Source organism: Pandoraea terrigena, from assembly GCF_902459705.1.
GTDB lineage: Bacteria > Pseudomonadota > Gammaproteobacteria > Burkholderiales > Burkholderiaceae > Pandoraea > Pandoraea terrigena.
This window is the reverse complement of sequence record NZ_CABPRU010000006.1, coordinates 1-26,698: the sequence shown is the minus strand read 5'-3', so window position 1 is coordinate 26,698 and position 26,698 is coordinate 1. Positions and strand designations below refer to the sequence as shown.

23 protein-coding genes are annotated in these 26,698 nt (G+C 64.2%); 9 read left to right on the top strand and 14 right to left on the bottom strand.

The window, feature by feature from the left end:
• Positions 1 to 39: 39 nt before the first annotated feature.
• The gene (locus PTE31013_RS13945; RefSeq protein ID WP_246174550.1) at positions 40 to 846 is read left to right on the top strand and encodes a fatty acid desaturase family protein; all 807 of its coding nucleotides are present in this window, start codon (positions 40 to 42) and stop codon (positions 844 to 846) included.
• 11 nt (positions 847 to 857) lie between these two features.
• The gene (locus PTE31013_RS13940; RefSeq protein ID WP_150613400.1) at positions 858 to 2,345 is read left to right on the top strand and encodes an NAD(P)/FAD-dependent oxidoreductase; all 1,488 of its coding nucleotides are present in this window, start codon (positions 858 to 860) and stop codon (positions 2,343 to 2,345) included.
• A gap of 51 nt (positions 2,346 to 2,396) precedes the next feature.
• On the opposite strand, the gene PTE31013_RS13935 is transcribed toward PTE31013_RS13940, so the two are convergent.
• A complete protein-coding gene (locus PTE31013_RS13935) occupies positions 2,397 to 3,170 on the bottom strand; it encodes a class I SAM-dependent methyltransferase (RefSeq protein ID WP_174978577.1) in 774 nt (257 codons plus the stop codon).
• A 189-nt stretch (positions 3,171 to 3,359) separates the two neighbouring features.
• On the opposite strand from PTE31013_RS13935, the gene PTE31013_RS13930 reads away from it, so the two are divergent.
• Positions 3,360 to 4,196 (top strand): helix-turn-helix transcriptional regulator, encoded by an 837-nt coding sequence (locus tag PTE31013_RS13930; RefSeq protein ID WP_246174548.1) that lies wholly within the window; start codon positions 3,360 to 3,362, stop codon positions 4,194 to 4,196.
• A 30-nt stretch (positions 4,197 to 4,226) separates the two neighbouring features.
• Here the strand turns inward: PTE31013_RS13930 and crcB are convergent, their stop codons facing one another.
• Both crcB and PTE31013_RS13920 read right to left on the bottom strand, forming a co-directional pair.
• Complete coding sequence (crcB, locus tag PTE31013_RS13925; protein ID WP_150613398.1) at positions 4,227 to 4,625, bottom strand: fluoride efflux transporter CrcB; 399 nt, start codon at positions 4,623 to 4,625, stop codon at positions 4,227 to 4,229.
• 102 nt (positions 4,626 to 4,727) lie between these two features.
• A complete protein-coding gene (locus PTE31013_RS13920) occupies positions 4,728 to 5,417 on the bottom strand; it encodes an orotate phosphoribosyltransferase (RefSeq protein ID WP_017234978.1) in 690 nt (229 codons plus the stop codon).
• 358 nt (positions 5,418 to 5,775) lie between these two features.
• Here PTE31013_RS13920 and PTE31013_RS13915 point away from each other — a divergent pair, with 358 nt between their 5' ends.
• Positions 5,776 to 7,014 carry an MFS transporter gene (locus PTE31013_RS13915; protein ID WP_246174540.1) on the top strand — a complete coding sequence of 413 codons (1,239 nt, stop codon included), beginning with the start codon at positions 5,776 to 5,778 and terminating at the stop codon, positions 7,012 to 7,014.
• Between the two features lie 317 nt (positions 7,015 to 7,331).
• Positions 7,332 to 9,611 carry an NADP-dependent malic enzyme gene (locus PTE31013_RS13910; RefSeq protein WP_150613396.1) on the top strand — a complete coding sequence of 760 codons (2,280 nt, stop codon included), beginning with the start codon at positions 7,332 to 7,334 and terminating at the stop codon, positions 9,609 to 9,611.
• 143 nt (positions 9,612 to 9,754) lie between these two features.
• On the opposite strand, the gene PTE31013_RS13905 is transcribed toward PTE31013_RS13910, so the two are convergent.
• Positions 9,755 to 13,321 carry an indolepyruvate ferredoxin oxidoreductase family protein gene (locus tag PTE31013_RS13905; protein ID WP_150613395.1) on the bottom strand — a complete coding sequence of 1,189 codons (3,567 nt, stop codon included), beginning with the start codon at positions 13,319 to 13,321 and terminating at the stop codon, positions 9,755 to 9,757.
• A 600-nt stretch (positions 13,322 to 13,921) separates the two neighbouring features.
• Between PTE31013_RS13905 and PTE31013_RS13900 the strand changes: the two genes are divergently transcribed.
• Together PTE31013_RS13900 and PTE31013_RS13895 are read left to right on the top strand one after the other, a co-directional pair.
• Entirely contained in the window at positions 13,922 to 14,131 is a 210-nt protein-coding gene (locus PTE31013_RS13900) for a hypothetical protein (RefSeq protein ID WP_150613394.1), read from the top strand.
• A gap of 213 nt (positions 14,132 to 14,344) precedes the next feature.
• Positions 14,345 to 14,833 carry an Lrp/AsnC family transcriptional regulator gene (locus PTE31013_RS13895; RefSeq protein ID WP_017234984.1) on the top strand — a complete coding sequence of 163 codons (489 nt, stop codon included), beginning with the start codon at positions 14,345 to 14,347 and terminating at the stop codon, positions 14,831 to 14,833.
• Between the two features lie 85 nt (positions 14,834 to 14,918).
• Here the strand turns inward: PTE31013_RS13895 and PTE31013_RS13890 are convergent, their stop codons facing one another.
• The 9 genes from PTE31013_RS13890 to PTE31013_RS13850 all read right to left on the bottom strand — a co-directional run bounded on the left by PTE31013_RS13890 (position 14,919) and on the right by PTE31013_RS13850 (position 22,677).
• Positions 14,919 to 15,575, bottom strand: a complete 657-nt coding sequence (locus PTE31013_RS13890) for a GNAT family N-acetyltransferase (protein WP_150613393.1) — start codon at positions 15,573 to 15,575, stop codon at positions 14,919 to 14,921.
• A 236-nt stretch (positions 15,576 to 15,811) separates the two neighbouring features.
• A complete protein-coding gene (locus tag PTE31013_RS13885) occupies positions 15,812 to 16,468 on the bottom strand; it encodes a TetR/AcrR family transcriptional regulator (RefSeq protein ID WP_150613392.1) in 657 nt (218 codons plus the stop codon).
• A 9-nt stretch (positions 16,469 to 16,477) separates the two neighbouring features.
• On the bottom strand, positions 16,478 to 17,266 hold the full coding sequence (locus tag PTE31013_RS13880) for a DUF1835 domain-containing protein (protein ID WP_150613391.1): 789 nt from the start codon (positions 17,264 to 17,266) through the stop codon (positions 16,478 to 16,480).
• Positions 17,267 to 17,480: 214 nt separating this feature from the next.
• Complete coding sequence (paaE, locus tag PTE31013_RS13875) at positions 17,481 to 18,569, bottom strand: 1,2-phenylacetyl-CoA epoxidase subunit PaaE (RefSeq protein ID WP_150613390.1); 1,089 nt, start codon at positions 18,567 to 18,569, stop codon at positions 17,481 to 17,483.
• An 85-nt stretch (positions 18,570 to 18,654) separates the two neighbouring features.
• The gene (paaD, locus tag PTE31013_RS13870; RefSeq protein ID WP_246174528.1) at positions 18,655 to 19,227 is read right to left on the bottom strand and encodes a 1,2-phenylacetyl-CoA epoxidase subunit PaaD; all 573 of its coding nucleotides are present in this window, start codon (positions 19,225 to 19,227) and stop codon (positions 18,655 to 18,657) included.
• A gap of 80 nt (positions 19,228 to 19,307) precedes the next feature.
• Positions 19,308 to 20,111 (bottom strand): 1,2-phenylacetyl-CoA epoxidase subunit PaaC, encoded by an 804-nt coding sequence (paaC, locus tag PTE31013_RS13865; RefSeq protein WP_150613388.1) that lies wholly within the window; start codon positions 20,109 to 20,111, stop codon positions 19,308 to 19,310.
• A gap of 49 nt (positions 20,112 to 20,160) precedes the next feature.
• Positions 20,161 to 20,457 carry a 1,2-phenylacetyl-CoA epoxidase subunit PaaB gene (paaB, locus tag PTE31013_RS13860; RefSeq protein ID WP_150613387.1) on the bottom strand — a complete coding sequence of 99 codons (297 nt, stop codon included), beginning with the start codon at positions 20,455 to 20,457 and terminating at the stop codon, positions 20,161 to 20,163.
• Between the two features lie 50 nt (positions 20,458 to 20,507).
• Complete coding sequence (gene paaA / locus PTE31013_RS13855) at positions 20,508 to 21,521, bottom strand: 1,2-phenylacetyl-CoA epoxidase subunit PaaA (protein ID WP_150613386.1); 1,014 nt, start codon at positions 21,519 to 21,521, stop codon at positions 20,508 to 20,510.
• Between the two features lie 214 nt (positions 21,522 to 21,735).
• Positions 21,736 to 22,677, bottom strand: coding sequence for a LysR family transcriptional regulator (locus PTE31013_RS13850; protein WP_150613385.1), 942 nt, complete (start codon positions 22,675 to 22,677; stop codon positions 21,736 to 21,738).
• 220 nt (positions 22,678 to 22,897) lie between these two features.
• Here PTE31013_RS13850 and PTE31013_RS13845 point away from each other — a divergent pair, with 220 nt between their 5' ends.
• The gene (locus PTE31013_RS13845) at positions 22,898 to 24,190 is read left to right on the top strand and encodes a porin (protein ID WP_246174526.1); all 1,293 of its coding nucleotides are present in this window, start codon (positions 22,898 to 22,900) and stop codon (positions 24,188 to 24,190) included.
• Positions 24,191 to 24,218: 28 nt separating this feature from the next.
• Positions 24,219 to 25,670, top strand: a complete 1,452-nt coding sequence (locus PTE31013_RS13840) for an amidohydrolase family protein (protein WP_246174525.1) — start codon at positions 24,219 to 24,221, stop codon at positions 25,668 to 25,670.
• A gap of 215 nt (positions 25,671 to 25,885) precedes the next feature.
• On the opposite strand, the gene PTE31013_RS13835 is transcribed toward PTE31013_RS13840, so the two are convergent.
• Entirely contained in the window at positions 25,886 to 26,119 is a 234-nt protein-coding gene (locus PTE31013_RS13835; RefSeq protein ID WP_150613384.1) for a hypothetical protein, read from the bottom strand.
• Between the last annotated feature and the right edge of the window lie 579 nt (positions 26,120 to 26,698).

Sequence of the window (26,698 nt, the reverse complement as noted above, 5' to 3'; positions counted from 1 at the left end):
GAATGGATGGTGGTAGGCAATGCGTTGCAGGGAGGCATCATGAGACATCTAGCCCGACTTCTGGGCCTGCGCTACACCGAGGATCTTGCGCCGCTGGCGCTGGTGACCAGTACGGCTGCATTGCAGTGGGCCGCCTATGGCTTCGTGCGCGAACCGTGGGCCGCGATCGCGTGCGCGACACTGCTCCTGTTGCCGCAGATCGCCATCTCGACCGCCGTGCACAACCAGTCGCACGTGGGCATGTTCGCGGGGGCCTGGGGCAATCGCGCGCTGGAACTGGTGATGAATCTGGAAACCGGCATGTACGCGACAAAATTTCGCCTGCATCACAGCCGGGGACATCACCTGCACTACACAGAACCGGAGCGGGATCCGTCGCGCTGGATCGACGCCAGCGGCCGCCGGATGTCGCGCCTGACTTACGTCGCGCACTACTTCCTGACATACGACTATCACGTGCTGCGCATCGGCCGGACCTGTACGCGATTGCGTCGACGCTGCCTCTGGCAGGTGGCGGCCAGCTACCTCGTATTGGCCGCTCTGCTCTTTCACGACCCGCGCAATGCGCTTCTTTTTTTCGTCGTGCCAAGGGTCTTGGTCTGGCTTAATTTCATTCACATGACGTACGACGATCACGTCGACCTCTACGCCAACGATCCGTTCAAAGCATCGCACACGAAGGCCAATCGCTGGCTCAATCTCGTGTTCTTCAACAACGGCTATCACCTCGCGCATCACGTGCGGCCTGGCCTGCATTGGAGCCGGCTACCTGAATTCCATCGGCAGATTGCCTATCGGATTGACGTGCCGCCATCGCCGACGCCTTTGAATCGCTGGTTCCGATAACGAGGTCGATCATGACGAATTCCTCGACGCAGGCAACGCGCGTGCCCTGCGACAACCCTTCGTCCGCCCGGCGGGCCATTGTCATCGGCGCGGGCATGGCGGGCTTGCTCGCGGCCCATCGACTGGCGGGGCACTTCGATGAAGTGTGGCTCGTCGAGCGCGATGCGTTGCCCGATGCGCCCGGTCCGAGGGCGGGTGTGCCACAGGGGCACTATGTGCATCAACTCCTGATGCGCGGGCAGCGCACCCTTGAGGCGCTGTTTCCGGACTTGGGCCAGACCTTGCTCGATGCAGGTGCGGTACCGCTCGACTGGTACCGGTCGGTGCGCTGGTTCGGCGCGGCGGGTTGGATGCCGCCCGCCGGCGAAGGCTTTGTCACATGGTCGACGAGCCGCGGTCTGCTCGAGTTCGCGGTGCGCCAACGCGTGCTGGCCGAGGGCCGGGTTCGCGTCCTGACGGGGTACGAAGTCACGGGCCTTCGTTTCGACGCGGCGCCCGAACGCGTTTGCGGCGTGGCGATTCGGCGTCGCGCGGGGCGGTCGTCCGGCCATGCCGGCGACGCCACGACCGTGCCGGCCGCCTTCGTGGTCGACGCCAGCGGTCGCAACTCCCACGCCCCGTCATGGTTGCGCGCGATGGGCCTGGATGCCGTGCGAGAGACCGTTGTGGACGCCCGCGTCGGGTACGCGAGCCGCCTCTATGCGGTGCCGAAGCGGTCGATCTGGCGCGACTGGCAAGCGCTGGTGGTACACGGCCGTCCGCCGGAATGCCTGCGCAGCGGCACGATCTTTCCCATCGAGGGCAACCGGTGGATTGTCACGTTGACGGGGGCGGGCGGCGATTATCCGCCGGGCGATGACGACGGCTTCCTGGCGTTCGCGCACAGCCTGCGCGTGCCGACCCTCCACGAGGCCATTGCGCACGCCGAACCCGTATCGCCGATCCGCCAGTTTCGCCGGACGGAAAACCGGTTGCGCCACTTCGACGAGATGGCGCGCTGGCCCGCAGGCTTTGCGGTGCTTGGCGACGCCGCATGCAGCTTCAATCCAGTGTACGGGCAGGGCATGACGATTGCGGCGTTGAGCGCCGTGGCGCTCGACGCCCATCTGCACGCGCTTCGCCGTGCGAGCGATGTTCCGGGTGGGCTGGCGTTGCAGCGGGCGCTTGCCCAAGTGGCGCGGCGTGCGTGGATTTTCGCGACCGGCGTCGACTTGCGGCAGACCGGGACGCGCGGCGCCGAGCATTGGCGGGCGCAGCTCATGCAGCGTTACGTGGAGTTGTTGCTCGGCCTCGCCGTCGACGACGCAGCGATTTACCGGCGCTTTCTACGCGTGATGCACATGGTGGAGCCACCGGCCGCGCTGTTCGTACCTACCGTCGCGGCGCGAGTCGCCTGGCGGCTTGCCTCGCAACACGTAGCGCTCACCTTTGCGCCGAGACGTTCCGCATCACGCTACCCACGCGATTTGGCGAGCGTGAAGAAAAACGGACGAAAGTGAACGCCGATGCGAGGAAGGCAGGCACGCCCGCCCTCCTCGACCTCGTCGCGCTTAACCCACGACCAGTTCGAGCGTCAGTGTGTCGAGCGTGAACGAGCCGTCGTCCTGGATCCGGAAATGTCGACGCACGTCGTCGGCCATTGCCGTTTGCAGCGCGCGAATGGCCACCTGCATCGGCGCCGGCGTGCGCATGCGCGTGGTCCACGTCGTGAAGTCGAGATCGAGCGTGCGCAGCGTGAGCGATGCCAGCGACAATCCCGCCCCCGCGGCCATGGTCAGCCATTCGCCCGCGGCATAGTTGCGCACATGCGACGTATCGCGCAGCACTTCGACCGCTTGCAGATACGTGTCGAACAGCGGCCGACCGGTGGAGGCGACGTCGCAGATCGCGATGCGCCCGCCCGGTTTGAGCACACGACGCATTTCACGCAGTGCCGCGCCCACGTCGGCCCAGTGATGCGCGCTGTAGCGACTGAAGACAAGATCGAAACTGGCATCGGCGAACGGCAGCGATTCGGCCGCACCAAGCTGGGTGACGACATTCGTCAGTCCGCGCTTGGTCGCCTCGCCTGCGACCACGCCGAGCATGTCGGCTGACAGATCGTAAGCGACCACGCGCGCCACGTGGGGTGCCGCGAAGAAGCTCACGTGCCCCGCGCCGCACCCCAAGTCGAGCACCTGAGCCCCCGGATGCGCACGGGCGATCGCGGCGAGTTGCTCCAGATCGGCCCCTTGCGCGTGGTTGGCACTCGTCAGATAGGCGGAAGCCTGCGGGCCGAACTGGCCGGTGACGACGGCGTTATGGGCATGATGGGTGTCCTGCATCGCCTCAGGGGCGCTGGACGAACCCGGATGGGAAGCGGATGGTGGGGTTTCGCTCACGGTGAGTCTCCTTCGTGGGTGGGGCAGGGGGTGATCGGTAGGACGTCGGCCTGCCGGGGCGCTTGCGCGATGTCGGTAAGTCTCACGATAATGGCTCGTCGATACCGGTACAAGTTACCTATTTATTCTGGTATGAAAACTACCCCCATTGCGACGTCCGGCGTGGCTTCGGACGCATCGGTGCTTCACGGCGACGACGCGCGTCAGCGTCGCGCGTTAGGCGACTTCCTGCGCGCGCATCGCGAGCGGCTAACCCCGTCGGCGGCCGGACTGCCGCTGATGGGGCGGCGTCGCACGCCGGGATTGCGGCGCGAGGAAGTGGCGCAGTTGTGCGGCTTGTCGGCCACCTGGTACACCTGGATCGAGCAGGCGCGCGACGTGTCGATCTCGGCGGGCGCGCTGGCGGCCGTGGCCGGCGCGCTGCGGCTATCGCGTGCCGAACGGGCCTATCTGTTCGATCTGGCGGGCAAGCGCGATCCCGAGCGCGGTGCCGCGCCGTTGCCACACCATGCGTCGGCGCAGGTGCACGCGGCCGTCGCTGCCGTGGCGGCCCCGGCCTACGCGCTCGACCGGTGCTGGGACGTTCTCGCCTGGAACGAGGCCGCGGCCGACATCTTCCACGGCTGGCTCGATGCCCCGGGCGCAAAGAACCTGCTGCGGTACATCTTTCTCGATGCGGGCGCGCCAACGTTGATCCAGGATTGGGAGCGCCGAGCGCGACGTGTCGTGGCGGAGTTTCGCGCCGAATGCAGTGCGTATCTCGACGACACGCCCGTGCGTGCCCTGACGGACGAATTACAGCGTGACAGCCGCCGGTTCGCCGCGCTCTGGTCGCAGCAGGATGTCGTCGAACGCGAAGGCGGTCGGCGCGGTTTTCATCACCCGGCGCGTGGCGATATCGACTTCGCGCAGGTCACGTTTCGCCTGTCGGGGCACGACGACGTCAAGCTCGTGATGCTGCTGCCCTGACATGGGGGCGAAACCCGTCGTCATGGGCGCTCAGACGACCGGGCGCAGCCACTGCAACAACAGCGTGACGCTGACCATGCCGAGCAGGGTCATGACAAGCGAGCCTCCCACGTGAACCGCCACGGTAAGCGATGCCCAGCCCAGTTGCCCTTCGCGTAGCAGGGTGGCGACTTCGGCCGAGAAGGTGGAGAAGGTGGTAAGGCCGCCGAGAAAACCGGTGACGATCAACAGTCGCCACTCGACGGGGACCGACGGAAAGTGGCTGAAGAGTGCGACGGCGACGCCGATCAGATAGCCGCCAACGAGATTGGCGACGAGCGTGCCGAGCGGGAGCGTCGGCAAGATCGCATTGAGCTGTACGCTCAGTGTCCAGCGCAATAGCGCGCCTAACGCTGCCCCGATGCTGATGGCGAAGACCGACGCAAACATGAGTAACTCCTCTGCCGAGGGGATGCGGAAATAAAACGGCCGACCTTTTCAGGCCGGCCGCTCTCGCCTCTCAAGCGAATACTACAGGCATTGCCACGGAACTCAGTCCTTCGGGAACGACGTGGCGCCGCCGTGCGCGCCCGACCACTCGGCCGGTGCGTGCAGGAATTTCTCGACTTCGTCGAGCGTCTTCGTGTCGAAGTGGTTCTGCTGCTTGGCAACACGCAGCACGTCCCACCACGTGGCGAGCGAGTGCAGCTCGACATCGATGTCCTTGAGCACCTGACGGCTCTCCGGGAAGATGTCGTAGTGGAAGACCACGAACACGTGGTTGACCTTCGCACCGGCGTCGCGCAGCGCCTTGCAGAAGTTGATCTTGCTGCGGCCATCGGTCGTCAGGTCTTCGACGAGCAGCACGCGCGAGCCTTCCGGCAGATCGCCTTCGATCTGCGCATTGCGGCCGAAACCCTTCGGTTTCTTGCGCACGTACTGCATCGGCAGCATCAGCTTGTCGGCGATCCAGGCGGCGAACGGAATGCCCGCGGTCTCACCACCAGCGACCGTGTCGAACTGCTCGCAGCCAACGTCTTGAATGATGACGGCCTCGGCGAAGTCCATCAGCGTACGGCGCACGCGCGGGTACGAGATCAGCTTGCGGCAGTCGGTGTACACCGGGCTGGCCCAGCCCGACGTGAAGATGTAAGGCTTCTCGGCGTTGAAATGCACCGCGCCCACTTCGAGCAGAATCTTGGCGGTGATGTCGGAAATCGCCTGGCGGTCGATGCCAATCATGATGCGGTTCCTAAGCGTAGCTGCCCGCCGTGCGGCGCGCAGCCAGGAGTCATGGGTGAGTCGGCGTGATGCCGTCGCGCGCAGGGTGCTGCGGCAGGACGCCGTCTAAGGCGGCGGGTCGGCACATCTTGCAACGACCGACCGGCGCTTAAGCGCGAATTATGCCATAAGTTTCAGCAGATGCGCGGTCAATTATGCACTCAGCGTATATATTTCGCCGCGAAGACACGCGTGATGTGCGCGCACGGCGCATATTGAAGGCTGCCTTCGACAGATGAGTCCAAAAAAAGAGACAGTTGCCGAGGTTGACTGACAGGCATACACTCACGCCGAAAACGCAAACCCGATGGACGTGCTCATGCCTAACGATTCCTCGCCCGCGCTCACCGCTACGGCCGCGCCGCAAGACACCGCCTACGCAAACCGTGCCCTGTGGGCCTCGGCCATCGGCTACGCCATGGACGGTTTCGATCTGCTGATCCTCGGCTTCATCCTGCCGGCCATTGCGACCGATCTCTCGCTCACCGGCGCGCAATCGGGTGCGCTCGTCACCTGGACACTCGTGGGCGCGGTCATCGGGGGCATCGTGTTCGGCATGCTCTCCGATCGCTATGGTCGCGTGCGCGTGCTGTCGTGGACGATTTTGCTGTTCGCGGTGTTCACTGGGCTGTGTTCACTCGCACGGGGTTATTGGGATCTGCTGGCCTACCGCACGATTGCCGGCATCGGTCTGGGCGGCGAGTTCGGCATCGGCATGGCGCTTGCGGCGGAGGCGTGTGCGCCGGCACGTCGGGCGCGGGCGTCGTCGTTCGTGGGGCTGGGATGGCAGGCCGGGGTGCTTGCCGCCGCGTTGCTCACCCCGTTGCTGCTGCCGCTCATCGGCTGGCGCGGCATGTTCGCGGTCGGCCTGCTGCCGGCGGTCGTGTCGTTCATCATGCGTCGCACGCTCGGCGAACCCGAGATGTTCCTCGCGCAACAGCAACAGCCGCGCGAACACGCGCCGCTCAAGCTGCTGGTCAAGGACGGTGCGACCACGCGCGCGAGCCTCGGTGTGGCGATCCTGTGCTCGGTGCAGAACTTCGGCTACTACGGCCTGATGATCTGGATGCCCTCGTATCTGTCGAAGGCTTTCGGTTACTCCCTCACCAAGTCGGCCATGTGGACGGCGGTGACCGTGCTCGGCATGGCGTTCGGTATCTGGCTGTTCGGCCGTCTGGCCGATCGCTTCGGCCGCCGCCCGACGTTCATTGGCTACCAGATCGGCGCGGTCGTGATGGTGTTCATCTACGCGCAGTTGCAGTCGCCGTTTTCGCTGCTGATCGGCGGTGCGGTGATGGGCATGTTCGTGAACGGCATGATCGGCGGCTACGGCGCGCTGATCTCGGAGCTGTACCCAACGGCAGCGCGCGCCACGGCGCAGAATGTGCTGTTCAACATCGGCCGCGCCGTCGGCGGTTTCGGGCCGCTCACGGTCGGTGCGCTGGCCGCCGCCTATTCGTTCAAGCTGGCGCTCGTCTTCCTCGCCGGCATTTACGTGCTCGACATTCTCGCCACGCTGTTCCTGATTCCGGAGCGTCGCGGCGAAGCGCTTCAGTAAGGGCGGTATTTTGCCCGCCACGCCGCACGCGGGGGCGGCGTGTGGCTTTCGGCGCAAGGTGTACACTTTGCGTCCTGCGGTGCGTCCGGCGCACCGCAAGCCCCACGGTCCGATGCGCGCGAGCGCAGCATGCAGGATCGGGGGAGGCGCGGCGGCCATCACGCCGCCGCGCGGTGAAGCGCCCCGTCGACGACACAATCGCCGAATCCCTCCGGTTGGCGCTTCCCCTGCCGTGATCCGTCAAAAGACGGCTGAGTCCACGCGCTGCCCGCATGCGGCACGGACCCGACCGTCGCCCTGTCCTTAGGTATCGAGATATGGATGAACAACTGAAACAAAGCGCCCTGGCGTACCACGAGCATCCGCGTCCGGGCAAAATCTCGGTGACGCCGACCAAGCCGTTGTCGAACCAGATCGATCTGTCGCTGGCCTACTCCCCCGGCGTGGCCTACGCTTGCGAGGCGATTGCCGAAGATCCGCTCGCTGTCAATCGCTACACGTCGCGCAGCAACCTCGTCGGTGTGATCACCAACGGCACCGCCGTGCTCGGCCTGGGCAACATCGGTCCGCTCGCCGCCAAGCCGGTGATGGAAGGCAAGGGTTGCCTGTTCAAGAAATTCGCTGGTATCGACGTATTCGACATCGAACTCGCCGAGCACGACCCGGACAAGCTCGTCGAAGCGATTGCCATGCTCGAGCCGACGCTCGGCGGCATCAACCTTGAAGACATCAAGGCGCCCGAGTGCTTCTACATCGAGAAGAAGCTGCGCGAGCGCATGAAGATCCCCGTCTTCCACGACGATCAGCACGGCACCGCCATCATTGCCTCGGCTGCCATCCTCAACGGCCTGAAGGTCGTGGGCAAGGACATTGGTCGCGTCAAGCTGGTGTGCTCGGGCGCGGGCGCTGCCGCCATCGCCTGTCTGGACCTGCTGGTGAACCTCGGCCTGAAGAAGGAGAACATTCTCGTTGTCGATTCGAAGGGCGTGATCCACACCGGCCGCGGCAAGCTCGACGAGAGCAAGGCGCGCTACGCCGTGGCGACCGAAGCCCGTACGCTGGCCGACGCGAGCAACGGCGCCGACGTCTTCCTCGGCTGCTCGGCCGCCGGCGTGCTGACCGGCGACATGGTCAAGACGATGGGGCCGAAGCCGCTGATTCTCGCGCTCGCCAACCCCGAGCCGGAAATCCGCCCGGAAGTCGCGAAGGCCGCGCGTCCGGACTGCATCATCGCGACCGGCCGTTCGGACTACCCGAACCAGGTCAACAACGTGCTGTGCTTCCCGTTCATCTTCCGCGGTGCGCTCGACGTCGGTGCCACCACCATCACCGAAGCGATGAAGCTCGCCACCGTGCGTGCCATCGCCGAGCTGGCGCAGGAAGAAGAGCAGAGCGAAGAAGTTGCGCGCGCCTATGAAGGCCAGTCGCTGGAATTCGGACCGGAATACATCATTCCGAAGCCGTTCGATCCGCGCCTGATCATCAAGATCGCACCGGCCGTGGCGCAAGCCGCGATGGATTCGGGCGTGGCCACGCGTCCGATCGCCGACATGGACGCCTACCGCGAACAACTCGGCACGACCGTGTATCGCACCGGCTTCATCATGCGTCCGGTGTTCGCCGCCGCCCGTGCCCGCTTCGGCAAGGATGCCGCGCGCATCGTGTTCGCCGAAGGCGAAGACGAGCGCGTGCTGCGCGCCGCCCAGTTTGTGCTGACCGAGCGCATCGCGCGTCCGATCATCATCGGTCGTCCGGCCGTGGTGGAAATGCGCCTGCACAAGATCGGCTCGAAGCTCAAGCCGGGTGTCGACTTCGAGATCGTGAACCCGGAAGACGATGTGCGTTATCAGCGTTGCTGGCAGGCATATCACGACCTGGGCGCACGTCACGGTGTGACGCCGGAAGTCGCCAAGGCGGCGATGCGCAAGGACAACACGTTGATTGGCGCGATCCTCGTGCATCTCGGTGAAGCCGACGGCATGATCTGCGGCATGATCGATACGTACCAACGCCATCTGGATGTGATCGATCAGGTGCTCGGCCGCGCCGCCGGCGTCGAGACCTACGCGGCGATGAACCTGCTGATGCTCGAGAAGCGCAACCTGTTCATCAGCGATACGTACGTCAACGAGACGCCGACTGCGGAGCAACTGGCCGAGATGACCGTACTCGCCGCCAAGGAGATCGAGCGCTTCGGCATTGCCCCGAAGGTGGCGCTGCTCTCGAACTCGAACTTCGGCAGCGTGAAGTCGGCCTCGGCGCAACGCATGGCCCGCGCCTGCGAACTGCTGACCAAGCGTGCGCCTTCACTGGAAGTCGACGGCGAAATGCACGGCGACGCCGCGTTGTCGGAGACAGTGCGGCGTGCCGCGTATCCGGCGTCACGTCTGTCCGGTGAAGCGAACCTGCTGGTCATGCCGAACGTGGAAGCGGCGAACATCACGTACAACCTGCTCAAGATGACGGGCGGCGAAGGCGTGACGGTCGGCCCGTTCCTGCTCGGCTGCGCCAAGCCGGCTCACATCCTGACACCGGCCGCGACGGTGCGCCGTATCATCAACATGGCGGCCGTGGCTGCGGCTAACGTCATCCGTTGAGTGTTGGGATGGATGTGCCGCCGCAGATGTCGCGGTGTGCCTGTGCGCCGACGGTGCGATAGCGCCTAAAAAAATCCCGCCAGACGCGTACGCGCTGGCGGGATTTTTGTTGGACTGAAGGTGACGGCCGATGCGTCAGCGAGTCAAGCCGCCGCGCGATGCGAATCGCCCTCGCGGAGCTGCGTGAGCAACTTCGTCCACTTGATGCGTGTGGCGGCGAGGTTCTGCTCCTTGACGTGCCCGAAGCCGCGAATCTCCTGCGGCAGTTCCGCCAATTGCACGGCCAGCGACAGGTTGTGCTCGCTCAGGCGCGACAAGACCTCGTTGACCAGCGTCTCGTACTCGCCGATCAGGGCGCGCTCCGTGCGACGCTCCTGCGTCCGGCCGAAGATATCGAACGGCCCGCCGCGCAGCCCCTTGAATCTGGCGAGCACGCCGAACGCCTTCATCATCCACGCACCGTAGGCCTGCTTGATGAGGTGACCCTTGTCGTCGTGCTTGGCCAGCGACGGCGGCGCCAGGTGGAAGCGCAGCGTGAAGTCGCCTTCGAACTGCTCGTTGAGCTTCTTCATGAACGCCGGGTCGGTGTACAGGCGCGCCACTTCGTACTCGTCCTTGTAGGCCATGAGTTTGTAGAGTGCCCGCGCGACCGCTTCGGTGAGTGGCATCGGCATGCCCTCGGGCGTCAGCGCGGCCTCGGCCGTGCGCACGCGATCCACCGTCTGCTTGAAGCGCTCGGCGTAGGCGCGATCCTGATACGCCACGAGTTGGTCATAGCGGCGTTCGATCAACCTGTCGAGTGCGCGCGGCGTGTGCAGCGTGATCAGCTTGCCGCCGGTGGCTGCCGGCTCGGGCGCCTCGTTCTGTTGTGCAAGCTTGCGCACGCTCGCCAGGTCGTGTGCGGTACGACGTCCCCATTCAAACGCCTGCTTGTTCTTCTCGATCGCCACGCCGTTGAGTTCGATGGCGCGCGTGAGCGCCGCGTACGAAAGCGGCACCCAGCCTTTCTGCCATGCGTAGCCCAACACGAAAGGGTTCGTGTAGATCGTGTCGCCGAGCAGTCGCAGCGAGAGGTGATTGGCGTCGACGAAATCGACATGCTCACCGGCCGCCGCGCGAATGTCGTGCTCCGTGCTCGTGCCGGGGAAGCGCCAGTTCGGATTGCGGATGAACTCCGCTGTCGGCGTGTGGGCGCTGTTGACCACGATGTTCGTCACCCCGTGCTGCACGCGCGAGAGCGTGTCGTCGCTCGCGGTCGTGATGGCGTCGCAGCCGATCACCACACGCGCGTCGCCCATGGCGATGCGCGTGGCGTGGATGTCCTCCGGCTGCAGCGCGATCTGCACGTGGCTCGTGACCGCGCCGCCCTTCTGGGCGAGGCCGGTCACATCGAGCGTGGTAACGCCCTTGTTTTCAAGGTGCGCGGCCATGCCGAGCAGCGCGCCAATGGTGACCACGCCCGTGCCGCCCACCCCCGTGACGAGAATGCCGTACGGACGTGTGATGGCGGGCAGCGCGGGTTCCGGCAATGGCGGCAGCTCGCTGCTGTCGACCTGTGCCGTCTCGGGCTTGCGCAACCGACCGCCTTCGACCGTCACGAAGCTCGGGCAGAAGCCGTTCAGGCACGAGTAGTCCTTGTTGCACGTCGACTGATTGATCTGACGCTTCGTGCCGAATTCGGTCTCCAGCGGCTCGACCGACAGGCAGTTCGACTTCACGGAGCAATCACCGCAACCTTCGCAGACTGCTTCGTTGATCACTACGCGCTTTGCCGGATCGGGGTAGGCGCCGCGTTTGCGACGGCGGCGCTTCTCGGTCGCGCACGTCTGGTCATAGATCAGGATCGACGTGCCCTTGACGAGCCGCAGTTCGCGCTGCACGCGGTCGAGGTCATTGCGGTGGTAGACCGGCACCTCGCCGACGAGCTTCACGCCGTCGTACTTCTCGGGTTCGTCCGTCACGATGACGATCTTCGCCGCGCCTTCGGCGTCGACCTGTGCCACGATCTGCGGCACGCTCAGCGTGCCGTCGACGGGCTGGCCGCCGGTCATGGCGACCGCATCGTTGTACAGAATCTTGTAGGTGATGTTGACCTTCGACGAGATCGCCGCGCGAATCGCGAGCAGACCCGAGTGGAAGTACGTGCCGTCACCCAGGTTGGCGAAAATATGCTCGTCGCACGAGAACGGCGCCTGACCGATCCATGGCACGCCTTCCCCGCCCATTTGCGAGAACGTGTCGGTGCGCCGATCCATCCACACGGTCATGTAGTGACAACCGATGCCGGCGATGGCGCGCGAGCCTTCGGGCACATTGGTCGATGTGTTGTGCGGACAGCCCGAACAGAACCACGGCTTGCGCTCGACCGCCACGCGCGGCTTGGCGAGGGCTTGCTCCTTCGCGTCGATCACGCGCAGACGGGCGGCGATGCGCTCGCGCACGTCGCTCGGCAACTCGAACTTTTCCAGGCGCGTGGCAATCGCCTTGGCGATCAGCGCGGGCGAGAGTTCGTAGTGGGCGGGCAGCAGCCAGTTGGCCATCGGCACCGACCATTCGCCGCCGGCACCATCCTTTTCGTCGAACTTGCCGTACACGCGGGGGCGTACGTCATCGCGCCAGTTGTACAACTCTTCCTTGATCGCGTATTCGAGGATCTGGCGCTTTTCCTCGACCACGAGAATCTCCTGAAGCCCCTGTGCGAACGCGCGCGCCCCCTGCGCTTCGAGCGGCCACACACAACCGACCTTGTACAGACGAATACCGATGCGCTGGCACGTCGCTTCGTCCAGCCCCAGATCGGCGAGTGCCTGACAGACATCGAGATACGCCTTGCCGCCGGTCATGATGCCGAAGCGGGCATGGGGCGAATCGATCATCACGCGATCGAGCTTGTTGGCGCGCACGTACGCGAGGCCCGCGTACCACTTGTAGTCGAGCAAACGCGCTTCCTGCACCAGCGGCGGATCGGGCCAGCGGATGTTCAGGCCGTCGGGCGGCATGATGAAGTCGTCCGGCAGGCGGATGTCGACGTTGTGCGGATCGAGCATCACCGAGGCCGACGATTCGACCACGTCCGTCACGCATTTCATCGCGACCCACAGGCCCGAGTAGCGGCTCATTGCCCAGCCATGCAGGCCGTAATCGAGATACTCCTGGACGTTCGACGGATACAGTACGGGAATGCCGGCCGCCTTGAAGTCGTGTTCGGACTGGTGCGCGAGCGTGGAGGATTTTGCCGCGTGGTCGTCACCCGCGAGCACCAGCACGCCGCCGTGCTTCGACGAGCCGGCCGAGTTGCCGTGCTTGAGCACGTCCATGGAGCGGTCGACACCGGGACCCTTGCCGTACCACATCGAGAACACGCCGTCATACTTGGCAGGGTACAGGTTGACCTGCTGCGAGCCCCACACGGCGGTGGCGGCGAGGTCTTCGTTCAGGCCGGGCTGAAACACGACGTGATGGCTCGCCAGATGCTGTTTCGCCTTCCATAGCGACAGGTCCAGGCCGCCCAGCGGCGAGCCGCGATAGCCCGAAATGAAGCCGGCGGTGTTGAGCCCGGCGGCCGCATCGCGCGCCTGCTGCAACATCGGCAGCCGAACCAGGGCCTGAATGCCGCTCATGTAAGCGCGACCGCGCTCGAGCGTATATTTGTCGTCGAGCGTGACCGATTCCAGTGCGGCCAGCAAGCTCGGATTGACGGGGGCGTTCATGGGGTGTGCTCCTCACTCTCACGGATTTTGGGATCGCCAAAACTTCCTGCCCCTCCCGCTCTCGTGAAGCAGGACGGCAGTGGTGAATGCCGGCCTCTGACTAGCGCGTACCAGGGTGCTCACTTGCGTGATGTCACCCCGGCGAGCGGGGCCTTTTATCGTAATGCGCTTACCAGTCGAACTTATGGTAGCACCGGTGTCATGGCGTTGCCTGACGGGTACGGTGACGTCTCATCAGTGACCGATCCAGCGAAGTATAGCGAGCATTATGACGTTTACGTAAACGTCATGTGGCTGGCGTATACCCTCGTCGCGAAACTGGGCGTGTCGTCCCTCATCTCGTTCGCCGGCGCGATATCGCGATACACGGCGGTTTTCGGATTTCACATCAAGTGCCGCCAATGTGCCGTGATGATGTCGGCAACCGTACGCTTGTCGGTCCTTTCTGACGCGAGGGTAACAACGTGTAACGGTTGGCGGCGAGGCGGAACGGCGCGGGCAGAATGGTGACTAATGCCTTACCCGACAGACACGTTGGGGACGTACTTTGCGCACCGTCGGTGCGCCCTGCAATGCCGCAACACGTAAGAAGGAGTCACTGTGAATCAACGAAACATCGCCAAATTCCTGCTGGTTTCCGCTTCGTTTCTGACCCTGGAAGTGAGCGTCGCTCGCGCCGACGAAATGGCGCGCGACAAGACGGCCGAACCTACCCCGATCACGCAGCAGCGCACGACGCAGTCGCCGCAGCGTTACGAAGGCCCGCTCGACCAGCGCACGATCGATCCGCGGGAATTCCAGCGTCGCTGAGGCGGCCTCGATCCCTCTTGGGGGCGTCGCCTCGCCGGTGGCACGCTTCCTCCTCCCGACACCCCAAGGCGCCACCCTACCCGGTGGCGCTTTTTTTTGTCCCGAGCCCCTTTGCTGTAATCTCTTGGAACTGCCGAATCAGGGACAAAGATTTCTGAAAATCAGGAATCTGCGCAATAATGTTGCGAATAATTAGCGATTATGGGGAGTCATGTGCCAAAACTCGAACTGGACAAGATTGATCGCCGAATTCTCGCCTTGCTGCAAAGCAATGGCCGGCTGTCCAATCTCGAAATCGCGGAGCAGGTGAGACTCTCGCCGAGCCCGTGCCTGCGTCGCATCCGGCGCCTGGAGGAAGCGGGCGTCATTCGCGGCTACGTTGCCTTACTGGAGCCAACGCGCATCGGCCTCGGCCTGCTGGCGTACGTCAACGTGCGGCTCGACAAGCGGCATCCGGGCGACGGGCAGGGTGGCTCGGTCATCGAACACTTCCGCGCCGTGGTCGACACCTGGACGGAGGTCGTTGGTTGCTACGCGATGGCAGGGGACATGGATTACCTGCTGCGCGTGCACGTGCGCGACATGGCGCACTTCTCGCGCTTCATGCAGGCGCAGTTGCTCGTGCATCCGAGCGTCGTCGACGTCAAAACGAGTTTCGTCCTCGATCAGCTCAAGGAGACGACAGCGCTTCCGCTACCGTGAATCGGTCTCAGTCGTTATTCTGACGCAGACAAAAAACCCGGCCAATCCAGCCGGGTTTGTTTTGTCGGTGAGCCGTGACCGCCGCTCAGGCCGCGCGCTGATTCGGCAACAGGGCGCCGAACAGACGTCGGGTGGTGCGAAGTTGACGCTTGACTGCGTAGTCGAAGGCAGCGACCTGCTCTTGCATCATTTCCGCGAGCATCGACTGCGGGTCGGCGGGAGGCAGGCTCAGGTAACCGTCGGCCTCGCCGTACGCGTAGTTGATCTCCATGCCGGCCTTCTTCGCGATGCGCATCATACGAGCATTGCGCGAGAGGCAGTGCATGTACAGTGTGTCGACGCGCTGGTTGCGGCAGTGGATCGTGGCACGTTCGAACAGGCGTGAGCCGATACCGCGACCACGGGCCGATTCGAGCACCGAAACGCCGAATTCCGCGACGCGTCCGTTCTTGCCTTCCGGCAGACGCGCAACGTGAGCGACCGCAACGAGGGCGAGATTGTCGTCGTAGACGCCGAAGATGCTATCGCGTGAGAAGTCGAGGCTGGCGACATAGCGGGTGATGACGTCGTCGCTGACGGCCTGGCCGAAACGCAGCAGGCGGTCTTCTTCGCCGAGCGCCAGGAAGTGGCGCTGGAGTCGGTGGATGTCGCCCGAGGTCAGCTCACGAATCAGCACGCTCGACCGCTCGTTGGCGGCAACCGTCGCGCGTGCGACGTCGGGCGTGGGGTTCGGGGCAGTCATGACGCAATCCTTGAGTATGCTTTCGTGCGTGCACTGAATTGTGCGACGCAAAAGAATTATACCCGATTGGATAGGTAAAAACCCTAGTTTCTGGCGGATGAGTCTGGAGGGAAATGTCTAAGTCCCTGAAGATCCGCGTCATTCCTCGATGTCACCTCTGATGGCGCCCGGCACGAAGTTGCTGCGAGGCAACAAAAAAGGGCGAAGTATCGCCCTTGTTGCGAGTGAGTGACCGCTTACTGCGTGCGCGATGGCATTGTCGCCGGAATCGCAGGTTCGATGCCGCCAGGCAGCGGAGCGACGAGCCCGTGTTCAAGCACGGCGATCACTTCGTTGGCGAAATCGCGATACCGCATGCGGCCACCTGGCTTGAGCCAGGTGAAGGTCCAGTTGATCATGCCGAACAGCATCATCGTGAGCGCGGTCTGGTTGTGCTTGGCGACCCGATCAGGGAACGCACGCGAGAGTTGGCGGGCAAACGCCCCTACCACGTCGCGTTGACGATTAAGCACGATCTCACGTTGTTCGTCGTTGAGGAACTTCACGTCGTTGAGCAGCGCGATATGACGCGTTTGCGACGTCTCGTACTCGTCGAGAAAGGCCCGGATCAACTCGTGGAACGTATCGCGTTCGGACAGCCCGCGCCGTTGGCCGAGCGCCTCGACCTCGGTGACGATCAGCATCAGGCGCTTGGTGTAGCGCTCGAGCAGATCGAACAGGATGGCGTCCTTGCTGGCGTAATAGTGATACAGCCGGGCCTTCGACGTGCCGCACGCAGCGGCCAACTCGGACATCGACGTGCTCGGATAGCTCGCGTGGGCGAACGCTTCGGCAGCGACATCGAGAATCTGTTCGCGCTGCGATTCGTGATCGGGCGCTTTGGTACGTGCCATAAACGGGGGTTACTCCAGTCGTAGATCGCACGCGGCGGGCGCCGTGGTGTCGCCGCGCAACGCGAGCCGGCCTGCCGCGCCGAGCTCGCGGCAGCGCCACAGCAGAAAACTGTCGGTCGCAAAAAAGCCTTCGATACGGGGCATCGCCTCGCCGAGAAAGGCAGCCATCGGCGTCCAGTCGACGGGCGCCATGGCGAGAATCTGGTCATCGATTTCAGCGAACGTCGCGCCTTCGAACGTGTTGTTCACCCAGCGGCGCACCTGCGTGTTCACTTGCTTGAGCGCGCGCCATTCCAGTGACAAACGGCCAATGCGCAACAGCGAGATCGGGGCGATGCGTGTGAATCGGTCGGCCAGCACCTCCGGCGCGTACATGCCGACGCTGGTGCGCCGCGTGGCGTCCTGCGGTGTGCCGGGCATCGCCAGATCGCTGCCGCGCAGGACGATCTCGTTCAGGCGTGCGGGCGTGTTGCGCAACATGAAGGCCACGCGCCGCAGCGTGAGCTGGTCCGAGGCACTGTCACCATGCCAGCAGACCACCGCACTGTCGCCTTCGACCAGACGTTGCAGCGACACCAGTTCCTCACGCAGTTCTTCCGCGTAGTCGCGTCCGGCGCCCGGGTGCACGCGTTGCCAGAATGCCGCCCGTTGCCGCTCGTTCTCATCGATCTCGCGCAGCGGGCCAATGGCCAGATCGTCACGCAGGACAAGCACGGGGTCGGCGCGTTGCGCTTGCGCCATCGCCGCGCGCAACTGCTGCGCGGCGATATCGCCACAGACGACATGGAAGGTATTCATGCCCGCTAGTTTACGGTATTCCCGCAACCTCGGGTTGACGCTCCCGTCACGCCGGAAATAATCGGGACATTGGCGGGATTTCGCGCCTGTTCCCGCCGCGTTGACGTGATGTTCGCACGACTTGCGACACGACTTGGCAAACAGGCGTTCGACTCGCCGGCACCGTGGGTGCGACGCGGGCGAGCGAACCGCTCAACGCCCGCGCAACGCACGTTCAACGTTCGTCGTAGCTCACCACGACGCGCTCCGTGAGGGGCCGCGCCTGGCACGTCAACACGAAACCCTGCTCGACTTCGTAGTCTTCCAGCGTGTAGTTCTTGTCCATCGCCACTTCGCCCTCGAGCACCTTGGCGCGGCACGTGCAGCACACGCCGCCCTTGCAGGCGTAGGGTAGCGCCAGACCGGCGGCAAGGCCCGTATCCAGAATGCTCTGGCCTTCGTACGGCTGGCGCAGACGACGCTCCTTGCCGTCCATGACAACGACCAGCTCCGCCATCGGCGTATCGTCCGTGATCACGACCGGCTTCGCAGCGACTTGCGGCGTCGGCACGCCGAACCGTTCGACGTGAATCTTTTCCTTGGCCACGCCAGCGGCATGGAGCGCGGCTTCGGCAGCGTCCATCATCGGACCCGGGCCGCAGATGAACGCTTCGTCGATGCTCGATGCCGGAATCAGCGTCTCGAGGAAAGCCGTGCACTTGTCCTGATCGAGCAGGCCGTTGAACAACTCTACTTCCTGGGCTTCGTCCGAGAGCACGTGATACAGGCGCAGGCGGCCCAGATACGTGTTCTTCAGGTCTTCGAGCGCCTCGGCGAACATGATCGCGGGCACCGCGCGATTGCCGTAGACCAGAGTGAACTGGCTGTGCGGCTCGGCGGCCAGCGTCGTCTTGATGAGCGCGAGCATCGGCGTGATGCCCGAACCGCCGGCGAAGCCGACATAGTGCTTCGCGTGATCGGCCGACAGACGTGTAAAGAAGCGGCCATCCGGCGTCATCACGTCGATCTGCTGCCCCGGCTTCAACTGGTCATTCGCGAAGTTCGAGAACTTGCCGCCCGGCACGCGCTTGATGCCCACGCGCAGTTCGCCCGTGGCGTCATAGTCGGGCACCCCGACGCAGATCGAGTAGGAGCGGCGGGCTTCTTCGCCGTCGATCTCGGTCTTGAGCGTGAGGAACTGGCCTTGCGTGAAGCGATAGGCGTCGCGCAACGCGTCCGGCACCGTGAAGGCGATGGAGATGGCGTCGGTGGTCTCGGGCCGGATTTCGCGGATGGTCAGCGAATGGAATTGCGGGGTCGTCATCGTGGGCTTCCTTGCTGCCCGGGTGCGGTTGCCGCCGGGCAAAGTGTCGGCATCGCTACGCGCGAAGCGGGATCAATCGGGTCAATCAATAGGGCTTGAAATAGTCGAACGGCTCTCGGCACGTGCGGCAACGGTAATGCGCCTTGCAGGCGGTCGAACCGAACGCCGATACCACTTCGGTCTCGGTGGACCCGCAATGCGGGCACGTCACGCCATCTTTCGGCCGGCCGTAGAACGTGATCTTGCGCGGCGCGTCGGCGGCCACGGCGTGCGTGCCCGTGGGCGGCGCGATGCCGTAGCCGCGCAGCTTTTCGCGTGCCTCGGGGCTGATCCAGTCCGTCGTCCAGGCGGGGGCGAGCACCGTCGTGATGTGCCACGGGCCGAGACCCGCGCGCGTCATGGCCGCGTCGATGTCCTCGGCGATCTGTTGCATCGCCGGGCAACCCGAGTACGTTGGCGTAATCACGATCTCGAATGCCGTGCCGCTGGCGTTCGTGACGACGCGCACGTCGCGCAGGATGCCGAGTTCCCGGATCGACACGACCGGAATCTCCGGATCGGGCACCGCTTCGAGCGTCTGCCATGCGAGCGGCAGCGACGCCTCCGAGGCCGGCGTGAGCACGTCGGGCGCCACGGGGGGAGTGAGCGGCAGATTCATGGTTGTATCGGCGAAATGAGCGGCAACCGGGGTGGCGAACGGATTCATCGTAGGCATGGACGTGCGTGGCGGACGGTGGCTTACCAGGTCGCGCCGGGATGCTGGCGAGCCAGCCCCTGCATCTCGCCGAGCAGATAACCCATGTGCTCGGAGTGATAGCCGAACTTGCCCGTGCTCTCGAACGCGCCGCCGACCGGTGCGTCAAGCGTCGCTTCTTGCAGCGCGTCGCTCACCGTGGCTTGCCACGTGTCCTTCAGGCTGGCCATCGTGACACCGGTGCCGGCTGCGGCCACGGCGTCTTCGAGCGCGTCCGGCTTGAAGATCTCGTTCATGTACGGCATCAGGTAGTCGAGCGCGGCCTGGGCGCGGAGATGCGATTCCTCGGTACCGTCGCCGAAGCGCACCAGCCAGTCGCGGGCATGGTGCAGGTGGTAATGCGCTTCCTTGACCGACTTGGCGGCGATGGCGGCGAGATCCGGATCCGTCGATTGCGTGAGGGCTTGCCACACTTCGACCATCAGGGCCGAGTAGAGGAAGTTACGCACGATGGTCACGGCGTAGTCGCGCTCCGCGGCGGTCGTGCCGGCGGTCGGGCCATAGTGGGGCAGTTCGACCAGCGTCCAGTTGCGGAACGCGAATTCGTCGCGCCAGAAGGCGTAGTCGTCCTCCTGCTTGGCAATGCCGGTCAGCGCGGTGTCGATCTTGGCGGCTTGCTGATACAGCATGCGTGCCTGGCCGATGAGATCGAGGCTCAGGTTGGTGAGCGCGATGTCTTCTTCCAGCACGGGGCCGTGACCACACCATTCCGCATTGCGCTGACCGAGGATCAGCGCGTTGTCGGCGAGGCGCAGCAGATAGGACAGATGTTCCTGCGTCGGTTTCATGTTCTGGGGTCTCGCATGGGGCGCACCGATCACCTCGGCGCGCTGCCGCTTACATGTGGTTCACTTCTTCCGGCAACTGGTAGAAGGTCGGATGACGGTAGATCTTGTCGGCGGCCGGATCGAACAACTCGGCCTTGTCTTCGGGGGCCGATGCCGTGATGGCGGCGGACGGCACGACCCAGAGGCTCACGCCTTCCTGGCGGCGCGTGTAGACGTCGCGTGCCATGTGCAACGCCATCTCGGCGTCGGCGGCGTGCAGGCTGCCGCAGTGCTTGTGTTCGAGGCCCATCTTGCTGCGCACGAACACTTCCCAGAGGGGCCATTCCTTGTTGCTTGCTTGCGTCATGATCGTTCCTGATGTCTTGTGAGGGGGCTGCCTGTTGCGGCGCGTGCCGCTCAGGCGGCCCGTTTCTCGGCGCGTTGGCGCTGCTTTGCGGCGTGCGCCAGGGCGGCGTCGCGCACCCAGGTGCCTTTTTCGTGGGCGGCCACGCGCGTGCCGACACGTTCCTTGTTGCACGGGCCGTCACCGCCGACCACACGCCAGAATTCGCTCCAGTCGATCTCGCCGTAGTCGTGTGCCTTGCGGGCCTCGTTCCACTTCAGGTCGGGGTCGGGGAAGGTCACGCCGAGCACCTTGGCCTGTTCAACGGCGGCGTCGACGAATTTCTGGCGCAGGTCGTCGTTCGAGATGCGCTTGATGCCCCATTGCATGGTTTGCGCGCTGTGGATCGAGTCCTTGTCGCTCGGGCCGAACATCATCAGCACCGGCCACCACCAGCGGTTCACCGCCTCCTGGACCATGTCGCGCTGGGCTTGGGTGCCGCTCATCATCGAGAGCAGGGCGTCGAAGCCCTGACGCTGGTGGAACGACTCTTCCTTGCACACGCGGATCATGGCGCGCGCGTACGGTCCGTACGAGCAGCGGCACAGCGGCACCTGGTTCATGATGGCGGCGCCGTCGACGAGCCAGCCGATCACGCCGACATCGGCCCAGGTGAGCGTCGGGTAATTGAAGATGCTGGAGTACTTGGCCTTGCCCGAGTGCAGCGCGTCGATCATCTGGTCGCGCGACGAGCCGAGCGTTTCGGCGGCGGAATACAGGTAGAGGCCGTGGCCGGCTTCGTCCTGCACCTTGGCGAGCAGGATGGCCTTGCGCTTGAGGCTGGGCGCACGCGAGATCCAGTTGCCTTCCGGCAGCATGCCGACGACTTCCGAGTGCGCGTGCTGCGAGATCTGGCGCACGAGTGTCTTGCGGTACTCGGCGGGCATGTAATCCTGCGGCTCGATCTTCTGATCGGCGGCGACGCGGGCGTCGAAGCGGGCTTGCTGCTGCTGCTCCGCCTCGCTCAGGGCGCGCACGCCCTTGGGGCTGTTGCCGGCCAGATCGATGGCTTGCGTATACGTATACATAAAGGAAGGTCTCCGCGGCATGTGGGGATATGGAACGCATTATAAACCGACCGGCCGGTCGGTCAATAAATGTTTTCCATGAGAAGGCGGAGACTGTTTGTCGCAGAGTATGGGTGCGGCGGATTCGGGATTTGCGGCGCGCTGAAGGCGGGCGGATGCGCTGGCGCGCCGAGCCGGTACCTTGCGGCGCCGCCGGTATTGCCGGAAAGCCGCCTCAGCGCGGCGCTGCCGAGGCGCATCGCTTCAATGCATCGACAAATGCCGTGGCGAGTGGTGGCAAGGGATCGCCCTTACGCCATGCCACACCCATCGGCGCGGGCAGCGGTGGCGGGCGCAAAGGCAAGATAGTGACGTCTCCCTTGTCGCGCAGTGCATGGGCGAGGCGGCTCGGCAGCACGGTGATCGCGTCGCAGGTTTGCAGCATCCCGAGCGCGAGGGGGATGGAAAACGCCTCGACGATCACGCCCGGCCCCGGAACGCCGCCCGCAAGAAATTGCGATTGAAGCGCATGGCTGATCGGGGATTCTTTCGGGGGGAGCAGCCAGGGATAGTCGGCAACGTCTCGCCAACCTGGCGTCGGCATATCCGCAAGCGGGTGGCCGCGACGGCAAATGACGAGCAGGTCCTCTTCGAAAAGCGGCTCCAGTTCGACGGCGCTGCGAAAGTACTCGGGCACCAGACGTCCCACGACCAGATCGAAGCTGCCATCGTGAAGCCCCGCGGCCAGCCCGAACGAACCACTCTCGCGCACGGTAATGACGCAACGGGGATGGGATTCGGCCATCAACGCGATCGCCTGCGGCAGCAGTTGAGGCATGGCGATGAACAGGGCGCCGACGACAAGGCTCTCGCGGTGCTCATTCATCAGGTCTCGGAGTTCATCCTCGGCCGAGCGAAGATTGCCAAGAATCATGCGCGCGTGACGGGCCAGTGTTCGGCCGAACGTCGTTGGCACCATGCCGGACGCGGTGCGCTCGTAGAGCTTCACCCCCAGTAGGTCTTCGAGCGCAGCCAGGGTCTTGGAAAGTGCCGCGCGTGTGAGATTCAGGCGATCGGCGGCCTTCGTCAGGCTGTGCGTTTCATCGAGCACTGCGACGGCCTGCAGGTATTTGAGCTTGAGGCGCGACGGCGGCGCCTGACCGGTTCTGGCATTCATTTTCGACCTCCATCAACGCGTTATCGGCAACGAGGCGACGGCCTCGCTCCCAACGTCGCGAGCCCACAGCTCTCGTGCTGTCCGCCCCCTCATCGGCGCCACCGACTGCGCCAGCCGTGCGTCAACCAATGGTTGATGGCTGATTCCAAGAATTCACCTTTCCGGTGCTTGCCTGAACCTACACTGGCCTGCCAGACACCCCATACGGTGTCGGGCACAGGTGGCAGAGGCCCTGCCGTTCTGTTCAATAAGTTTAAGTGTCAATTATATAGGCATAAAAAATAATCGTATTCACGTCTCCCGAACACGACTCGGGGATGCGACGGATGCGAAGCGGCTGACCCTATCGGGCAACACGCCGCGCAAAACCTGTCCTTGCCACGCATCCGGTTCAATAATTCAGGGAGACAACGTGAATCACCACGGCATTTGGGTACGTTCATTCATCACCGCGGGCCTGCTGGGCGGCGCCCTCGCCAACCCGGCGCAGGCGCAGAGCAACGTCGAGATCAGCGGCCTGCTGGGCGCCGGCGTGGGCTATTCGAGCAACGTTGGCGGGGGGGCCGCCGTCACCGCAAACCCCGGTGTTCTGCGGCCGAACGCCCTGATCGTTCGCGGCACCGAAGACCTTGGCGGCGGCAACCGAGCCGTGTTTTATCTCGGTTCGCTATTCAGCATTGTCAACGGCAACGTGTTCGGTGGTCCGGGCAGTCTGTTTTCCCGCGAATCGTATGTCGGACTGGCGAATCGATACGGCACGCTGACCCTCGGGAATCAGCGCGACTTCATGTTCGACAGCCTGACGCTGAACCGCTACCCGGGCAGCTTCTTCGAGGGAGCTTACGCCGCGCACCAAGGGCCGTTCGCGAAGTTCGGTGTGTCCTATTCCGCGCAGGGTTCATTCGACTTCGATCGCGTGAATGGCGAGGCGATCGCCAACACGGTCAAGTTCAAGAGCGCCGATTTCTCCGGCCTGACGTTCGGCGCGATGTACGGCTTCGGCGGCGCGCCCGGAAGTTTTGGCAAATCCTCGGCCAGCAGTTTCGGCATCAACTATGAGTACGCGAATGCGGGTATCGGTGCGGCGTACACGATGGTCAAGTCGCCGCAAACGAACAACGGCAACGATGGCATCCGCAACATCGGGCTCGGCGTCCGCTACGGATTCGACAAGGTGTTGATCTCGGCGCTCGCCACGATCTCCCGGAACACCGCGACCGGGGCGCAGATCAACGCTTTTGACGTCAGTGTGGGGTACGACTTCAGCGCGGCGTGGTATGCGAGCGCGACCTATACGCACATGCGCGGCAACGCACAACTGAACGACAACCGTGCCAATCAACTCACGTCCCTTGTCGGCTACCGGCTGTCGAAACGCACGACGGTGTATGTCGACGCTGCACTGCAAATCGCCTCAGGCAACGGTGCGAAGGCGCAGGTGAACGCGTCGATCGGCCCCGCGAGCGGTGATCACCAGTTCGTGAGTACCGTCAGCATCCAGCACACCTTTTGACGCGTTGTCGCCCCCAAGGAGTTCCGATATGAAAAACGAGATGCAGCGAAACCGGCGCAGTCTTCTCAAAGCCTGCGGCGCCGTTGCCGGCAGCATGATGGTCCCCGCGCTGCTGGCGCCGGTGTCGGCGGCGGCGCAGGGGCATGCCTGGCGTGCCCAGCCCGAGCGCGACGAGTTCATCTTGCGCGGGGGGTACGTGTTGACGATGGACCCGGCGCTTGGCGAATTTCCCGTGGGCGACGTGCACGTGAGGGGCGGCGCCATCGTCGCCGTTGCCGCCCGCCTCGATTTGCCGAACGTGCGAATTGTCGACGCGAGCCGAACGATTGTCATGCCGGGGTTCGTGGACACGCATCAGCACATGTGGACGAGCCTGCTGCGCGGCTCCCTGCGCGGCGACGATCCGACATTCGGTTATTTTCCGAGCAAGGCCCGGGCCGGCGCCGTCATGACGCCGGAGGATATCTACCATTCGGTGCGATTCGGATTGGCGCAAAACCTGATGTCGGGCATTACCACGGTGCACGACTTCTGTCACAACGTGCGCTCGCCGGCGCATGCGCAGGCGGATCTACAGGCGCTGGAGGACCTTGGCGTGCGTGCCCGATTCTCCTACGGCCGCTTCGGTGAGCCGTCTTCGCAGCCCATGGATTGGCAGGATGTCGAGCGAGTCCGACAGGTGATATTGCCGAAGCGTCCGCGCCTGACGTTGGGCGTCGTCGTCGCGCCGGTGACGCAGAAGGATGGTTCGATGCGCGCCAGTGTCCTTGACGACCTCAGCACGTCGATGGCGCATGCGCAGGCCATGCAACTGCCTTACACACTGCATTACGGAAATCAGACGCACGGCATTATCGACGTGATGGCCAGGCATCGATGGCTGAATTCCGATCTGCTGCTGGTGCATCCTCAAGGGTTCACGGCGGCGGAACGTCAGACGCTCGCGGCATCGAACGTGCGAATCAGCATTGCGCCCGCCATCGAGCTGCAGTATTCCACGGTGCGAAGCGGTTATACCCAATTCGCGGAAATGGAAGCGCTTCACGCGCAAATGGGGCTCTCGACCGATTCGTCGGCGGCATCGGCCAACGCCAACTTCTTCAACGAAATGCGCGCGCTGCTGTGGGCACACAAGTCGAGAAGCGATACGAACGTCAAACTCTCGCCGCGCCGATTGGTGGAACTTGCAACCATTGAAGGCGCGAGAACGCTCAATCTCGCCGATCGCACCGGGTCCCTCTCCCCGGGCAAACGGGCCGACATCGTGCTTGTTCGCATGGATGACCTGGACATCGCCCCCGTATTCGACCCGTTCAATTCGCTGGTGTATTCCGCGCAGCCGGAGAACGTCGATACGGTGATCGTGGACGGTCGCATTCTGCGGCAAGGTGGCCGCTTCCTCACGTTTGACGTTGGCGAGGTCGTTCGCGACGCAACCCGTTCGGCGGTGCGTTTGCGACGCGAGGCCGGATTGGCATGACGTACGCGGTGTGAGGCTTGCGCATGCCGTCTTTCGGTCCTGGCGGACGTCAAGTGTGCGCCGGGCAGACAGGAGGCCTTGGTGACGGTGAGCGTGTGACGGTGTGAAGGCGGAGGCGGCGCTGCGCCCGACGGGCGTGTTTCGCGGCGCATCGACGTCAGACCGGAGCGTGGACCGGCGCCGGCACGGTTCAGGTATTCGCGGGGCCGCACGGTTCAGCGCCGGTCATCGCTCGGCCGCAGCGTGAAGGCACCCGCCAGCGCATTGCGCCAGAACGACGCATAGGGGGCGACGTCGAAGGTACGCGACTGGCCGTTCGCCCCGCCAACCCTGCGCAACGCCGGCAGGGTTGGTGGGGTGATCTGCGGTGGCACGTCGGGGTCGGCGGGCGCCGACGGGATGCGAAAACTGGCACGTGGTGACGTTGTCCGCTCGAAAATCCGCGCCATGCGTTCGGCAACATCGGGGGCTGTGGATCAGGATCGCCAATTCGGTATTCAGACGTACGGCGCGCGGGTCCGGATTGAACGAGCCGAGGACGGCGTCGCGCCGGTCGATGACGCAGGCTTGCGCGTAAGGTGCTGCCGAATGAGACGCGCCGCACCGGGCTGGGGGCGATGACGAGCGCGAGCGGGAGACGCGCGATCAGGCGTGGTGACGCGTCGAGGCACGGCGACCGGATGACGCGGGATTGGAACATCGCACGCTTTATATATAGGGGGAGGGAAGAGACTTCGATCCTGTGCCGCCCTTCCATATAAGCAAGCGTGCGGCGAGCATGGGCGATTTCGTCGATTGCACCGCAGTGGCGTGCCGGAAGCGAGCGAACCTGCCACCGTGTGGTTGGGGATCGCGGAACCGGACCTCGCCCACGGGGCAGGCATTTTTTGGCCGATTCCGGCTTTTTTCAAATTATTTTCACAAAGGGCTTGCCAGGATACGGGGTTTTCACTAATATTCCGTCTCTCGCAACGACGGCGACGCAGCGCAAGCGGCGAAGCGGTGGAGGCGACGGGCTGGAAAGCCCG